We start from the raw sequence: 14,252 nt of genomic DNA, 5'->3' as shown, positions 1-14,252 counted from the left end.
ACACTACAACTCATTTTCTTTACGCATATGTGTTAATTTTATAATCTGTTTTTCTGTAAAATACGCGAGTAAATGCGCATGACATGTAAAGAATATGACTTGTCTATCCTTTGCAATTTCCTTTATAAGTTCAATCGTTCGATTCGTCCTTACCGCATCAAAATGCACGAAACTATCATCAATAATAAATGGATAATCATGTTCGAATGTTTTCGCGAGTGCAAATCTCAGCGATAAATATAACTGCTCCGCTGTCGCTTGGCTTAGTTCATGACTGTAAAAACGCATACCATCGTTACGTTCAACGATAAACGGTTCTGCCTCTGACGGTGAAAAGATTTTACTATATCGTCCGCCTGTTAAATAGACGAAATACTCTTCTGATTTTTGTAAAATACGAGGAAGATGTACTTCGTGATAATATTGCTTCGTTTTCGTTAACACCGTTTTTGCGGCCGCATAAGCAGCCCACTTCTTCACTTGTTCACGCACTTGCGCTTTTTTCATTTCCCATTCATGCATTAAATCGCCGTATGTACTACCTTCTTCTAAATTCGCAATTTCCATACGATGTTTCGCAATACGCTCTGTCAGTTCTTTCTCTTCCGTAAGACAGTTCTGCACGACTGTCATTTCTCTCTTTAATTTCTCTTCATAACCGTCAGCTTCATAATGTTCAGCTAATGATAAGTTCGTTAAACGCTGTTCCAACAGATCAATTTGCGGTAATAAACGCCCCACTTGTTTCTCAGCATCTTCACGTTTTTCCGCTAGTTTACCTACTTCTAAAAACATCTCTTCATCTGTAGCCTCTGCAATATGCCATAAACCATCTCGTTCTACTAACAGATGTTTCAATCGTTCTTGCATAAACTCATATTCTTCTTGCCATTCCGCCAGTTTTTCTTTTAACTGCTTACAAGTTTGGCGCTTCTCTTTCTCATTTTGCATACGGCTTTGTGCCTCGTGTAGCTTACTATACTCCGCACTACCGATAACAGTTTCTAGTTTATGTTCAAATTGCGAAATCATTTCAAATAATGAAGATTTGCGCTCACTTTTCTTCTCTAAATCACGATATAATTGCTGCATTTTTTCCATACGCTCAAACGCCGGCAATATGTGTGCATACGTATAAAATTCAGGAAACATATAGCGCGTTTTATATGCATCGACTTGTTCTCCCGCCTGGAACGTTTCTCTCTCCCATTCCTCATACGATGAAACGACTTTATCATACGCTCGTTCCATTTGCTGTAACTTATATGACTCACGCTCAAATAGTTTACGTATCTCTTCATCTTTTTCTAACTCATAGCGCACAGACATCGCTTCTTCACTTTGTCTCCCGCCAGCACTTTGCTGAAGTGTAAGGAGCTCTTCTTGTAATCCACTTGATGGATCTTTATATAAAACAAGGGCGAGAACAATCCCTACAAAAACAATGACACTAATAAATAAGAGCGCTCGGTTATCTATAAATAAGCTTGTGAATAAAACGCCTGTGTTAATAAGAAGTAATAGAAGACAAACTCTTTGCCACTGCTTTTTCTTTTGCTTAGCTGTTCCTGCTTTTTCCTCATACTTGCGCTTCATTCTCTCTGCGCCTATACCGATAAACGCCGCATCTTGGAACGATTTCTCTTTCTCAACTAACACATTTCTCTCTTCATCCACTAACATTTGTTTCTTAATCTGCCTTATATTTTCTTCTTGTTCTTCTAATTGCTCTTGCGCTACTTTAAAACGATCATCGAGCTGTGCTTTTTGCGTTTCTAATTCGCGCGCCTTTTGCACTGTTTGCGTAATTAACTCTTTCGTTGCCAAACTCATATCAAATGAAAGAACTGTTTCCTTTTCAAAAGTAGCACCAATTTGTTGTTCCAGTTCTGCGATTTCTTCTTTTATATTCGTAATACTTCCTGTCAGATCACGCATTTCTTGGCGTGCATTTTCGTAAGACATATGCTGCATTCGAAGTTCTTCTACATAACTTTCTTTTTGCAAAAACTCTTCATCTATTTGAATCGATTCCATTTCAGATTGCACATTCTCAATTTTTTTATGAAGTGAGTCCACTTGTAATTGAAGCGGCTCCATCTTCGCCTTAATTGCTTCATAACGCGCCATTCCGTTTACAGGAAACTGCCCGCTCTCGTTCTCTAACACTTTCTCATGCGCACGCTTTTCAATAACGAGTGGCTCAAGCGCTGCTAATATTTCATAATCTTGCTTTCGTTTTTCTGCACTCTCTTTTTCCCCGCGAACAGAAGCAAGCTTCTCTTCACTTTCTTTTAACTGCTCCACTTGCTTTTCATACGTGCCAATTTTCCCTTGCCACTCTTTCATCTTCTCTTCAAGTTTCTTCATCTCTTGCAATGACACGTTAATTTCTGGTTTACGACCACTCGGCTTAAAGCGCTGGTCCATTTCTTTTTCTAGCTTTTTATCTAACTGCAATAGCGCATCACTCCCGACTGCACTTGCCGAAAATAAATAATTGCCAATATCCGCTTCACCAAGCTGATGAATGTTTTGAAGGCCATGCATATCAAATGAAAAGACAGATTCAAATAAACTTTCATTCATCCCGCTTAATATATCGTGTAAAATTTCCTCGCCGCCCGTTTTCCCGTCTTCAAAATAAACGGTCACCTCGCCAGCTGCCATCTTTGGCAATCGTTCAATTTTCAAACGGCCGTACTTCTCTGTTTGCACAGTCATCGCACCGCCATACTTGCCGCCTTCTTTCGGCTCATAACGGCGCTGTCCTCTCGTCGGAAAACCGAATAAAATACTTTTCATAAATGAGCGAATTGTTGATTTCCCCGCTTCATTTTCACCATATAACACTGTCAGCATTGACAGATCCATTTCCACATTTTCTAATTTTCCGTACCCATAAATATGGAGTTTTTCAATTCTCATTTCTTATCCCTCTCTTGCTGGAATAATTGTTCTAAAATAATATTTTCTGCTTCCTTTTGAATCTCTTTCTTCTCTTCCTCTGTAAAAGATTCAATACTATTACGTGCTACAGGAGATGTCCAAATCGTGCGCAACACGCCGTCCATATTGGTGAAAGCTTCTAACTCCTTCAGCACACTACCGACGAAATGATTTTCTTCTTTCAAACGCTCGATTTCTGCAAAAGAGACTGTCTCATTTTTCCACTTCATCGTATATACGAAATCTTTTCGCTCTTCACCAGATGCTAAAATATGAAAAATCTCTTCTACGCGCTTTTCATCACGTAAATAAGGAGAAAGTGGCCCTTGTCCTGTAAATACGACAGTAAGTAGCGTCCCTTCCTCTTCTCTTCGGCATTCATTCATCGCACTCGATACGCTCGTCATCAGTTCATCAACAGTTTCAAGTCCATCAATATTCACTTCTATCTCATCCCACACAACATCCGCCGTATGGAAAAATGAACATTGCGTTCCTTGTTTTGTAAGTTCAATAAGGTACGCACCCTTTTCCCCTGTCTCCTTACGATGACGACCTTGTATATTCCCCGGATAAATAATATACGGCTCTTCTGATAAAATTTCACGTTTATGTATATGGCCAAGAGCCCAATAATCAAACTGCTTTTCTTTCAGCTCACGAATTTGAAACGGCGCATAGCGATTATGCTCTGCATCCCCTTCCACACTTCCGTGAAGCATACCAATATGAAAAGGCGCATCACTCATTTTCGTATACTGCGCTGTCATATTATCCGTTACCGCTTGCTGCAAATAACTAAAACCGTAAATAGAAGCTAACAACTCACCATTTTTATAAAATGATTTCTCTTCTACATAAGGCTCCGTAAACACGTGAACATTTTCCGGAAACTCAATTGCTGCCCAGCTTCCCCCTAAATGATCGTGGTTACCGTGAATAATAAAAACAGGGATATCGTACTGCGAAAGTCTCTTCATTTGCTCGCGCACAAACACTTGCGCTCTCAAACTTCTCGTCTCCGCATCATACAAATCCCCGGCTAGCAATAAGAAATCAACGCGCTCTTGAATCGCTTTATCAACAATACGCTCGAACGATTCAAACGTACTCTGCTTCATTCTCTCCCAAACAGACTGCGGTACATTCATCTCCATCCCTTTAAATGGACTATCCAAATGCAAATCAGCCGCATGTATAAACTTTACTTGTTTCACAAATAACGATCCTTTCTATGTTTCAAAAGTTTCACCTTATTGTAACACGCAATGTCATATATTTCTTTGCATATTCTAGTGATTTATGCCAAAATAGTTATAAGATTCTGATTTTATTATTGGAGGGAATTTTCATGGGAGTATACGTTCTAACAGTCTTTGAAAAAGATGGTTCTAAAGCATTAGACGAATCATTCGAGGCGGCAACTGAAAAAGAAGCGAAAGCAAAAGGTGAATCTATTTTAAAAGAAAAAGGATTGTATGAGAAAACACATCGCTGCACATCTTCTGCAGGTAAGCTCGTTTTATTCCAGCGCTAAAAAAAGAAGCGTCATCCGCTTCTTTTTCACTCTACTATATCTTCGTCACACCACGTAAACACCACATCTAGAATGCGATTACCGATACGTACGCGTTTATTCCATTTACCTGTTTGGATCTGATGTTGCAATTCTGCTTTCATCTTTTCCGTCCAGTCGTGAATCGTTTCACTACCGTCGTACGGATATACGCTCGGAAACTCTTTCTGCAATAGATGCAAGCTCTCTGCATCAAAATGAAAATGGAAGAAGTAGTTTGCTGTAAGCGATGGTTCTTGTAATCGTAAAAAATGATCATCAATTTGCTTTCTATTTCTATAGAAAGTAAAGATATTCACTTTACCACTCGTAATTTGGTCAATTTGAATTTCGTGCTTCTCTATAATCACGTCTTGTCCACCTCGTTGTATACTATCTTTAGTATATATGTCTTTTGCAACAAAGTTAACCATTTTCGTGCGAAATTCATTTCCTTCATTATAATTCCTGTACCTCCATATGCAATCAGGATAAATAAAAACAAAGTTGAAGGGGAGCGATCACATGTATTTCGGAAGCAAAGGTTGGTATGTAAAAGAACTTAAAAAATTAGGTATCCGTACTTATGAAGGTAAAAAACTAGAATCTTATCGTACGCATGTGTTATCTAGTTTACTTGAGAGAATGAAGAAGGCTTCGGCTTAATTGATGTAGGAAGCAACTACGGTTGCTTCCTTTTTATATAGTGGAAAAAAAGAAATAATTCTATCTTAACGTTCTATCTTTACCGTTATACTCTCTTGATAAAAACCACCCATTATTAACTGAATCTCTATTACCAAATCTCTTTCTAGATAATCATTCGTACATACTTTAAATTTCCCATACTTATTAACCCGTCCGCTTCCAACATACATATCACCACTTGTTATGACAATTGTTGAATGAGGTTCTGCACGACCCAACACAAAATTATGACCATATTCCACAGAAGCTATCGTTATTTTTTGATGCATATTATTAATTGAACCTATACATTTCTTTTTACGCAAATTAGCATTACTTTCTTCAGCCCTCGAAAACGCTAGATTCCTGTTAATCTTTTCTGAAGACGAAGCAACATTCCCCAGCCAAATAAACCTATCAAATGTAGTAATAAGTAGAAACATCTACGCTAACTCCCCCATTCTTCCTTTCCCACATTAAAAACGTCTGTGTAATGCAATTAGAGCGTTCTTAAATCTCTCATACTTTCTAAAGCATAACATGAGAAAATAATAAAAAAATCGTACAAAAGGGCAAGCCTATAATGTACGATTGGGCATATATAACGTTTTAAAAATGAATTAACTTCCTTTCAATAGATACAGCTACTGCTTCTGACCTTGAATTAACACCTAATTTATTATATATATTTGTTAAATACGCTTTTACTGTTCGTTCAGCTATTCCCATATCGAATGCAATTTCTTTATTCTTATTTCCACGCGCAATAGCTTTCAACACAAACAATTCTTTTTCTGTTAAATTATTTTCTTCAACCTTATCAGCATATACTTCTTTCCTTTTATAATTCACTATCTTTTCCATAATATTAGGTTGTAGTAAAATCTCACCTCGAATAGCCGCTTCCAATGTTCGAAACAAATTCTCACGATCCGTATCTTTTAGCAAATATCCTTTTGCTCCTAGCTCAATTCCCTTTAACATTAATTCATCTTCGTTATAAGTTGTTAATATAATAATCGGCGTATGATTTTGTTTTTTATTTAAAGCCTCAATTGTTTCTAAACCACTCATTTTAGGCATATTTAAATCCATTAAAATAACATCAGGTTTCTTTTTTTCTATGAAAGAAAGGGCTTCTTCTCCGTTTGCAGCCTCACCTATAATTTGAAATGAATCACTCGTTTCTATTATTAATTTCAGACCTTCCCTTACAACGAAATGATCATCCACAATTAATACGTTATACTTCATCGCTATCTCCTTCATTATTAATAGGTACTTGAATACACACTTTCGTACCCTTCATCTTTTCACTCAATATATGTATTTCTCCATTAATCAATCGAACTCGCTCATTTAAGCCAATTAAGCCGTAATGTCCAGGATTCTTACCGATATATCCAGTGTCAAAACCAATTCCATTATCTTCAACTTCAATAGTAAGTTTTTCAAGGTTATCACTATATTCAACTTTCAAATTTACATCTTTTGCCTGTGAATGTTTTGCGATATTCGTTAAACATTCACTAATTACATATAAACAATGTTCCTTTACTAATCTTGAAATATGCGGGGGACTTTGAATAGTAAATCTCACATGTATAGACGTAGCCTCAGAAAAACGTTGAACTTCTTCCTCTACAGCTTTATTAAATGAATTAGTAGTATGACGCAAATCATCAATAACCAGCCTTGCGTCATGTAAAGTTTGTCTCGCTCTTATCATAGTTTGTTTCATAATCTCTTGCGATCGCCCTGTATTCCCTTTTTGCATATGGGCTTCTATTGCTTCCAATTGCATAATTAAGCTCGCTACACCTTGCGCTAACGTATCATGTAAATCCCTTGCCATTCGTTGCCTTTCATTAGCTAATGTCAATTCTTCTACTCTCATATATGCAGACTCTAACTCTTGAATGTAGCTCTGTATACGATTACGTGCATCATATTGCTGCTTATTAATATAAGAAAAAGGAATAATAATTGCTAGTACTAAAAGGAACATAGAGATAAGAATAGCTACTTTATTCACACCATAATTCATACTAATCGCAGTACAAAATATGGCATACATGAGAGTGAAAACCGCCATTACTTTAAATATATTGTTATAAACATATAAACTTTGGGCAATTAAAATAGGGGTTAATCCAACAAAAATAGCTATTGAACCATTTGGTACAATAAATGCAGCAAGAAACACAATGAAGAGTTGTACAAAAAAGAAATACAACAATTGTCTATTCTTTAATGAACTTGCATACCAATGAAAGATAGTATGAATAACAATAATTATTGTGAAGAAGAAACTATCCATTGAGAGAATATTATTACGAAATTCTAAAAGCATTGAAGCTATATATACGAGTGTAATCCATAAAACAATAAACCTTCTTGGAATAAATACCGCTTCCAATACATTTGTATCCACGTCTATATTTGAATTCATTTTTTTCATATTCGACCTCCACCATTATATTATACAAGATGCAGCTTACATTTTGATAAAGTGAAACTTTAATTAGTGGGGCTTTCTCCCATCCCCATTACAGAATACAAATATGAAATATTGCATATCGAAATGCATTGATATAATTGTAAGCGCTCACTATAATAAGCGTATAAAGATTTATTGTATCTTACCCTTAAAAAAGGAGGCACTCATATGGAAATCGCAATGGCAGTTTTAAAATTTGTAGGTGGAGTAATTCCATTAGTTCAAGAACTTTTAAAAGCATTCATGTAAGGTTATCATTCAGCAATTATCTATAATAATTATCATACAAATGATCTGTATATCAAAAGCAAATTGATATACAGATCATTTGTGTGAGAAAACTTTATACGAGAACTATGTAACCTAGTAGAACAATAATAATGCATCTATCTCAAGTTAGAAAAAGACGCTCACAAGAGCGTCTTTTTCTTATATTACTACGTATTCAGAAGAAACCGATTTTATCAAATAGATAAACGAAGAATTTCTGTTCCCTTTTATTTTTTGATAACCAAATAATCACTCCAACCAAAAATGCTATAATTAATCCTATCAAACCAAGGGGGAACATTTATCGTGCACGGAAAACACATTCAATTTCACAAGTTTGGCAACCCAAAAGATGTATTACAAGTTGAATATAAAAATATAGAACCACTAAAAGAGAATGAAGTTTTGGTCCGTATGTTAGTTAGACCGATTAATCCATCTGACTTAATTCCAATAACCGGAGCGTACGCTCATAGAATTCCTTTACCTAACATACCTGGTTATGAAGGTGTTGGTATTGTAGAAGATGTAGGTGCGGGCGTTACGAGAGACCTTATCGGTAAACGTGTTTTACCGTTACGCGGAGAAGGTACTTGGCAGGAGTATGTGAAGACGTCAGCTGATTTTGTAGTCCCTATCCCTGATTCCATCGATGATTTTACAGCGGCGCAAATGTATATTAACCCTCTTACGGCGTGGGTTACTTGTACAGAAACGTTAAACTTACAGAGTAATGACGTTTTATTAGTGAATGCTTGTGGATCCGCTATTGGACATCTATTTGCGCAGTTATCACAAATTTTAAACTTCCGATTAATTGCTGTTACAAGAAATAATAAGCATACAGAAGAATTACTGCGCCTTGGTGCTGCATATGTAATTGATACTTCCACTGCCCCGCTTTATGAAACTGTTATGGAATTAACAAACGGGCTCGGTGCGGATGCTGCAATTGATTCTATCGGGGGATCGGCTGGAAATGAATTAGCTTTCTCCTTACGTCCAAACGGGCACTTTTTAACGATCGGTCTTCTATCAGGAATACAAGTAAACTGGGCAGAAATTGTCACGAAAGCCAAAGTACACGCGAACATATTTCATTTACGACATTGGAATAAAGAAGTGTCACCATATAAATGGCAAGAAACGTTTCGTCACTTAATTCGCTTAGTAGAAAATAAGCAATTGTGTTTTATGACGGTACATTCTACGTATGACTTAGCAGATGTGAAAGCAGCAGTTGATGTTGTGCAGTCCGCTGAGAAAACGAAAGGGTAACTAACTGTTACGATTTATTTAACCAATTATAACGAAAGTTAATTAAATATATCAGTAAGCCCTGCTAGTCAAGTGATTGGCTAGTAGTGAGGGTTAACTGCGGGCAATCCCTAAAGCTGATTGAACTACAACGTGGCTAGAAATAGTGAGCGTGAATGTCGCGAAAGCAGAAAAAATCAATCAGATCGTGCAAGGTTAAATCCTAAACACTAGAACAATGGGTCTTCCGCCTCGAATCATCTAAGTCGAAATGGATAAGATGAACGTTCAACGACTATCTCGTATAACTGACGAGAGTACATCACAAGCCTATGGTGGTGGAAAAATCCTCTATCTCTAAGTAGATAAACATATAGTCTGCGCTCATGTGAAAACATGAGAAGTTCATAAGAGAACTGGCTAAGGAGTTGCGCCCTTAGTTGAACGAGATAAATTTTATTGAATCTATCAAACTTTATTGATTTTATCGAACGTACGTGCTGTGTTTGGTTCGATGAGGTGAGAATAATAATGAAATTTTCACGAGTTAGTCAAGTATCGGAATTAACAGGTTTGCATCCGAGTGGTCTCAGGAGAATGCTGGTGGAACACGCTACGATTCAGAAGAACAAATCTTTCATTAAAGGAGTTACATTCTGATGATATTGGCGAAGAAAGTTAGACTAATTCCAACGCCTGAACAAGAAAAAGTGCTTAGAAACCATGCTGGTGCTGCAAGATTTGCTTATAACTATTGTAAAAGAATGAGTGATAGATATTATAAGCTATTTGGAAAATCTGTTTCACAGTTAGCTTTACAGAAACGATTTACAAAGATCAAGAAGCAAAAGAAATATGAGTGGTTAAAAGACATTAATGCACAAGTTCCTAAACAGGCTTCAAGAGATTTTGATGCGGCGAGAAAAAATTCGTTCAAAAAGTACAAAAATGGTTCTCACACTTCTTATAAATCCAAAAAAGATGTAATCCAAGGATTTTATGCTAATTATGAAAGACTGATTATAGGAAAGAAAGTAGTTCACATTCAGTCTATTGGAGAAGTGAAAACAAGCCAACAACTACCAAGAAATAAAAAACCATCCAATCCAAGAGTTACCTTTGATGGTCGTCACTGGTGGATTAGTGTAGGGTTCCAAGAAGACTTTGAATTACAAGAACTAACGAATGAGTCGATTGGTGTGGATGTTGGTTTAAAAGAGCTTTTTGTAGCTTCTAATGGTATGAAAGAACGAAATATAAACAAAGATGCCAAGGTTAAAAACTTTTGAAAAGGAAAAAGTCAGCACAAAGAGATATGTCTAGGAGATTTAAAAAAGGTGCAAAAATTCAATCTGCCGGATATGAAAAAGCGAAAGCTGAGCACCTGCGGTTATCTAGGAAAATTACGAATATCCGAACTAACCATATCCATCAAGCAACAGCTAAATTGGTGAAAACCAAACCAATCAGGATTGTTGTGGAAGACTTATCTATTTCAAACCTGTTAAAAAACAAAAAACTATCGAAAGCATTTTCATTTCAAAAATTAAACTTCTTCTTTCAATGTTTGTCATACAAGTGCGAGAAGTACGGCATTGCGTATGTAAAAGCTGATAAATGGTTCGCTTCAAGCAAGATTTGTTCATATTGCGGCGTAAAATACGACCATTCAGTTCAACCAGAAGGACAGTGGAGTTTAAAAATACGTGAGTGGTGTTGTGTTTCATGTAATAGCCATCACGATAGGGATGTAAATGCTACGATAAATTTATCAAGATGGGTAAAATAAATGCTTGATAATAGGAGGTAACGATACTGCCTCGTGTGGAGTGTTATACCCCTCGTCCCTTTGGGGCTGCGAGAACACTTTGAAGCACTAACTTGTGTAAATTTGATTGAATTGTATAGATTTAGTTAAGTTTATCGTATCGGAAAGTGTTTTTGACGAGTTATTAAATGCAAAAGAAGAAGTCTTTTGCATTTACCTTTTAAATAGACTAGATAGTACGTTTAGCAGTCTATAATTGCAATTTTTTGGTACAATTATATTGAAAGGTGAAAGGAGCTTCTAACATGTGGCTAATTTCGGCAATTTGGCCTATTATACTAGTCGGGGGGATTGTAGTATTTGTAATAAAAAGATTGGAACATAAATATAAGCACGGCAATTTGGGTAAGAAAAAATCAAATGAGGCTCAAATTTTATTAGACAGTTTAATACCAATGGCAATGCTTTTAGGGTGTTTGATCGGTATTATTGTCGGCATATTTTCTCCTGATTCTTTACTACTTTCAATTAGTTTAGGATCCGGAATAGGCTATTTATTTGGATTTTTCGCCTATGAATTTTATAGCAAGACAGCAAAAAATTTTTGTTAAGCCACAAGGAATAAGCGGGACAGTACATAGTGATCATATAAAATATGTAACTGTCCTTTATTTTTGCATCAATGTTATCAATTTTTCTTCCACATCCTATACACCTTTTTTATTGATGTTTCTCTCCTCTTTCTTTCGCATATCCGCTTTTTTGTTCTTCTCGGCTCTATAACCAAAGTAAAGTAGCGCACATGTAGTAATAGAACCTACAATGTATCCTAAAAAGCCTCCTAACCAAAACATAAAAATTGCCCCCAATCCATTATAAATTTTATGTAGTAGACATCTGTAAACCGCTCTCGGTACCTCGGTTTTTTATTACAGATTGGAAAATCCCCTTAACCATTCCATCCATGAACATTCTGTCTTCTCTATTTTGATTATTATCTATAAAGTTATTTATACCACTAATTCTTCCATTATCTCAAATAACAACTTTATTATAAAGTTTGCACTCACATTACATATATGTAGCATCACTGTTTCTTTTTTCATCTCGCCCTTACAACTGGAGTTTACTTCTATAACTTAAAAACAAAAAACCCCCTCAAAGCATAAACTTCAAGGGGTGAGCCTGTTTTTTATTTACTTATATACGTACAGCTGTACCACTTACAGCAACCATTAACATTCCATCACGAACAACTTCGTAATCTACGTCAACACCAACGATAGCGTTCGCACCTTTTTGTTTTGCAAGTTCTTTCATTTCATCCATTGCGATATCACGAGCTTCTTTTAGCTTGCTTTCATACGAACCAGCACGACCACCGACAACATCACGAACAGAAGCGAATAAATCGCGGACAATATTTGCACCCATAATAGCTTCACCATTTACAATATCGATATACTCAATAATTTCTTTACCTTGAATTCCAGACGTTGTTGTTACAATCATGACTGACACTCTCCTATAAATTATAATTTTTGATTAGCTTTCTTATATCTTTATTATGACATGGAAAAAGTAACTAATCTATTGAATTACCTTACAGGAGTGTGACAATTTTGTAATAATAAAACGCGCTTTATGTTTCATTTTAATAAAGCGCTTTAATATTGGGATACATAAACGATTCTCTATTTTCTTTCCAATCCTTTTCTACTTCTTTAAAAGTTGGTCGCCCTAATTCTTTATTATTTTCATGTTTACTAAACCATTTTTTCACATACTGATCTCCATTTTTATTTTGAACTGTACAAAGGAAACTATTACTACTATCCTTTAATATTTTTACAATCACGAATAGACACCTCTTCCCTGCTCAATATCATAATAGGACTTGATCTTTTACTATAAGCCCTTCCTCTCTTATAGTCATACGACTCCTCGGTCGCGCCAAAGTTGTAAGATCAAAAATAATATTTACTTTGTTTACATTTTATTTAAAGAAATCAGAGTTATAAGCATTATGCTTATCAAATATTTTATAGATTTCTAACTTATCATCTAATTTTGCATCTACTAAAATTAATATATTGCCATCGTAAATGTATTCTTCATACTTTTTAGCATGTTCTTCTGGAATTCCTAATCCTATAAATGCTCCTATTAAACTTCCAGCTCCTCCGCCAATACCGGCTCCTCCAATAGCTGCTGCGATTGGTCCTGCTGCTACGATTGGACCCATTCCAGAAACGGCAAGTATACCAAGACCTGTTAATAAACCACCGAGTCCGCCTGCTACTCCTCCAGCTACAAGCCCTGTCGCTGAAAAGATATCTGCTTTATGTGCAGTTTCGCTATTCACTTTTTCACCCGATTTTTCTTCCAGATGTTCAATTTCCTTTTGATCCTTTGCAATAGCTGAAATGTTATTTGCTGAGTATCCTTTATCATTTAATTCATTAATAACGAGTGCCGCATCATCAATTGTTCTAAAAACACCTACTATTTTTCTATCTACATTCATAACTATTAACCTCCTAAAGTTTTATATAATGTATCTTTATTTTTCTTCATTTCTGTATACACTAATCTTCTTATTAACATAACCATTTACGAAAAAAGCGAATAGTAAAAGCACTACAAGTGAACTACTTAACAAGTAAATTAAATCAAATGTAATATTAATCATCATTTCATTCATGTATACCAGGCTCCTTTTTATTTAAAGTAAAAGTATATTTTGATAGACTAATCTACTAAACATAGACATCTTACAATTCATCTTCAGTTAATCTCTTTGTAGTATATGTATACCCTTCCTAACCTTTTCTAAACGTAAAAAAACTATAATTATATTTTTCTTATTTATATGTTTAACATTTTTTAAAACGGGTATGTTTATATTGTTATGCTTACTATATGGAAAGGAATATTACGATGAATGTCATTCAATCTACTACTATTTCTTATAATGAAACACCTACAATAACGCAGATTCATCATTTTTATGCTTTAATGACAACATTTCAAACGAATGTATTTATAGGTAAACATGGAGCACTTACTTCTATTAAAAACTTAAGCACATTAGTATCCTTTTTCCTTACTGTCAAAAAGAAAGAACTTGTATTATTTATCTTTGAAGGAATAGATGCAAAAAAAGCTTTAAGAACACTTTTTCCTGCTTAAAAGTTTTATGATCCCCCTATTCCCTCGATTGTTACTTTTCATATATAGTTTTATATTTCAACATGATTTCCTCT

17 protein-coding genes and 2 pseudogenes are annotated in these 14,252 nt (G+C 35.5%); 8 read left to right on the top strand and 11 right to left on the bottom strand.

Going from position 1 to position 14,252, the window contains the following annotated elements; translation table 11 throughout:
* Positions 1 to 3: 3 nt before the first annotated feature.
* Together ACTFRH_RS01670 and ACTFRH_RS01665 are read right to left on the bottom strand one after the other, a co-directional pair.
* Entirely contained in the window at positions 4 to 2,928 is a 2,925-nt protein-coding gene (locus ACTFRH_RS01670; RefSeq protein ID WP_001217627.1) for an ATP-binding protein, read from the bottom strand.
* Positions 2,925 to 4,166, bottom strand: coding sequence for a metallophosphoesterase family protein (locus tag ACTFRH_RS01665; RefSeq protein WP_000815719.1), 1,242 nt, complete (start codon positions 4,164 to 4,166; stop codon positions 2,925 to 2,927). The genes ACTFRH_RS01670 and ACTFRH_RS01665 overlap by 4 nt, the downstream gene beginning before the upstream one ends.
* A gap of 134 nt (positions 4,167 to 4,300) precedes the next feature.
* On the opposite strand from ACTFRH_RS01665, the gene ACTFRH_RS01660 reads away from it, so the two are divergent.
* The gene (locus ACTFRH_RS01660; protein ID WP_000539547.1) at positions 4,301 to 4,486 is read left to right on the top strand and encodes a YhzD family protein; all 186 of its coding nucleotides are present in this window, start codon (positions 4,301 to 4,303) and stop codon (positions 4,484 to 4,486) included.
* A 26-nt stretch (positions 4,487 to 4,512) separates the two neighbouring features.
* On the opposite strand, the gene ACTFRH_RS01655 is transcribed toward ACTFRH_RS01660, so the two are convergent.
* Entirely contained in the window at positions 4,513 to 4,875 is a 363-nt protein-coding gene (locus tag ACTFRH_RS01655; protein WP_000582785.1) for a hypothetical protein, read from the bottom strand.
* A gap of 154 nt (positions 4,876 to 5,029) precedes the next feature.
* Between ACTFRH_RS01655 and ACTFRH_RS01650 the strand changes: the two genes are divergently transcribed.
* Positions 5,030 to 5,170: a YflJ family protein gene (locus ACTFRH_RS01650; protein ID WP_000273536.1), complete on the top strand. Its 141-nt coding sequence runs from the start codon at positions 5,030 to 5,032 to the stop codon at positions 5,168 to 5,170.
* Positions 5,171 to 5,235: 65 nt separating this feature from the next.
* Here the strand turns inward: ACTFRH_RS01650 and ACTFRH_RS01645 are convergent, their stop codons facing one another.
* From ACTFRH_RS01645 to ACTFRH_RS01635, 3 genes are all read right to left on the bottom strand, one after another.
* Positions 5,236 to 5,634, bottom strand: a complete 399-nt coding sequence (locus tag ACTFRH_RS01645; RefSeq protein WP_000479289.1) for a hypothetical protein — start codon at positions 5,632 to 5,634, stop codon at positions 5,236 to 5,238.
* 166 nt (positions 5,635 to 5,800) lie between these two features.
* The gene (locus ACTFRH_RS01640) at positions 5,801 to 6,445 is read right to left on the bottom strand and encodes a response regulator (protein WP_000876838.1); all 645 of its coding nucleotides are present in this window, start codon (positions 6,443 to 6,445) and stop codon (positions 5,801 to 5,803) included.
* Positions 6,435 to 7,652 (bottom strand): sensor histidine kinase, encoded by a 1,218-nt coding sequence (locus ACTFRH_RS01635; protein WP_000738695.1) that lies wholly within the window; start codon positions 7,650 to 7,652, stop codon positions 6,435 to 6,437. The genes ACTFRH_RS01640 and ACTFRH_RS01635 overlap by 11 nt, the downstream gene beginning before the upstream one ends.
* A 103-nt stretch (positions 7,653 to 7,755) precedes the next feature.
* Here ACTFRH_RS01635 and ACTFRH_RS01630 point away from each other — a divergent pair.
* The 5 genes and pseudogenes from ACTFRH_RS01630 (at position 7,756) to ACTFRH_RS01610 (ending at position 11,597) form a co-directional block, all read left to right on the top strand.
* Positions 7,756 to 7,940 (top strand): annotated as a pseudogene (locus ACTFRH_RS01630) (hypothetical protein).
* 327 nt (positions 7,941 to 8,267) lie between these two features.
* Positions 8,268 to 9,239 carry a zinc-dependent alcohol dehydrogenase family protein gene (locus tag ACTFRH_RS01625; RefSeq protein ID WP_000546057.1) on the top strand — a complete coding sequence of 324 codons (972 nt, stop codon included), beginning with the start codon at positions 8,268 to 8,270 and terminating at the stop codon, positions 9,237 to 9,239.
* A 510-nt stretch (positions 9,240 to 9,749) separates the two neighbouring features.
* A complete protein-coding gene (locus ACTFRH_RS01620) occupies positions 9,750 to 9,878 on the top strand; it encodes a hypothetical protein (protein WP_000672782.1) in 129 nt (42 codons plus the stop codon).
* A pseudogene (locus tag ACTFRH_RS01615) lies at positions 9,878 to 11,007 on the top strand (RNA-guided endonuclease InsQ/TnpB family protein). Before ACTFRH_RS01620 ends, ACTFRH_RS01615 begins: the two are co-directional and overlap by 1 nt.
* A gap of 284 nt (positions 11,008 to 11,291) precedes the next feature.
* The gene (locus tag ACTFRH_RS01610; protein WP_000266257.1) at positions 11,292 to 11,597 is read left to right on the top strand and encodes a hypothetical protein; all 306 of its coding nucleotides are present in this window, start codon (positions 11,292 to 11,294) and stop codon (positions 11,595 to 11,597) included.
* Positions 11,598 to 11,693: 96 nt separating this feature from the next.
* Here the strand turns inward: ACTFRH_RS01610 and ACTFRH_RS01605 are convergent, their stop codons facing one another.
* From ACTFRH_RS01605 to ACTFRH_RS01585, 5 genes are all read right to left on the bottom strand, one after another.
* Complete coding sequence (locus ACTFRH_RS01605; protein ID WP_000498642.1) at positions 11,694 to 11,840, bottom strand: hypothetical protein; 147 nt, start codon at positions 11,838 to 11,840, stop codon at positions 11,694 to 11,696.
* A gap of 346 nt (positions 11,841 to 12,186) precedes the next feature.
* Positions 12,187 to 12,498: a YbjQ family protein gene (locus tag ACTFRH_RS01600; protein WP_000637511.1), complete on the bottom strand. Its 312-nt coding sequence runs from the start codon at positions 12,496 to 12,498 to the stop codon at positions 12,187 to 12,189.
* Positions 12,499 to 12,640: 142 nt separating this feature from the next.
* On the bottom strand, positions 12,641 to 12,844 hold the full coding sequence (locus tag ACTFRH_RS01595; protein ID WP_000635853.1) for a DUF4028 family protein: 204 nt from the start codon (positions 12,842 to 12,844) through the stop codon (positions 12,641 to 12,643).
* Between the two features lie 138 nt (positions 12,845 to 12,982).
* Positions 12,983 to 13,513 carry a general stress protein gene (locus ACTFRH_RS01590; RefSeq protein ID WP_001100093.1) on the bottom strand — a complete coding sequence of 177 codons (531 nt, stop codon included), beginning with the start codon at positions 13,511 to 13,513 and terminating at the stop codon, positions 12,983 to 12,985.
* A gap of 36 nt (positions 13,514 to 13,549) precedes the next feature.
* Positions 13,550 to 13,690 (bottom strand): hypothetical protein, encoded by a 141-nt coding sequence (locus tag ACTFRH_RS01585; RefSeq protein WP_001004571.1) that lies wholly within the window; start codon positions 13,688 to 13,690, stop codon positions 13,550 to 13,552.
* A 236-nt stretch (positions 13,691 to 13,926) separates the two neighbouring features.
* On the opposite strand from ACTFRH_RS01585, the gene ACTFRH_RS01580 reads away from it, so the two are divergent.
* On the top strand, positions 13,927 to 14,178 hold the full coding sequence (locus ACTFRH_RS01580; RefSeq protein ID WP_001100943.1) for a hypothetical protein: 252 nt from the start codon (positions 13,927 to 13,929) through the stop codon (positions 14,176 to 14,178).
* Positions 14,179 to 14,252 lie beyond the last annotated feature (74 nt).

The organism is Bacillus cereus group sp. MYBK216-1 (assembly GCF_051916495.1).
Classification (GTDB): domain Bacteria; phylum Bacillota; class Bacilli; order Bacillales; family Bacillaceae_G; genus Bacillus_A; species Bacillus_A thuringiensis_K.
Note: the sequence above shows the minus strand (reverse complement) of the source record. Positions and strands in the feature narration are given on the sequence as shown.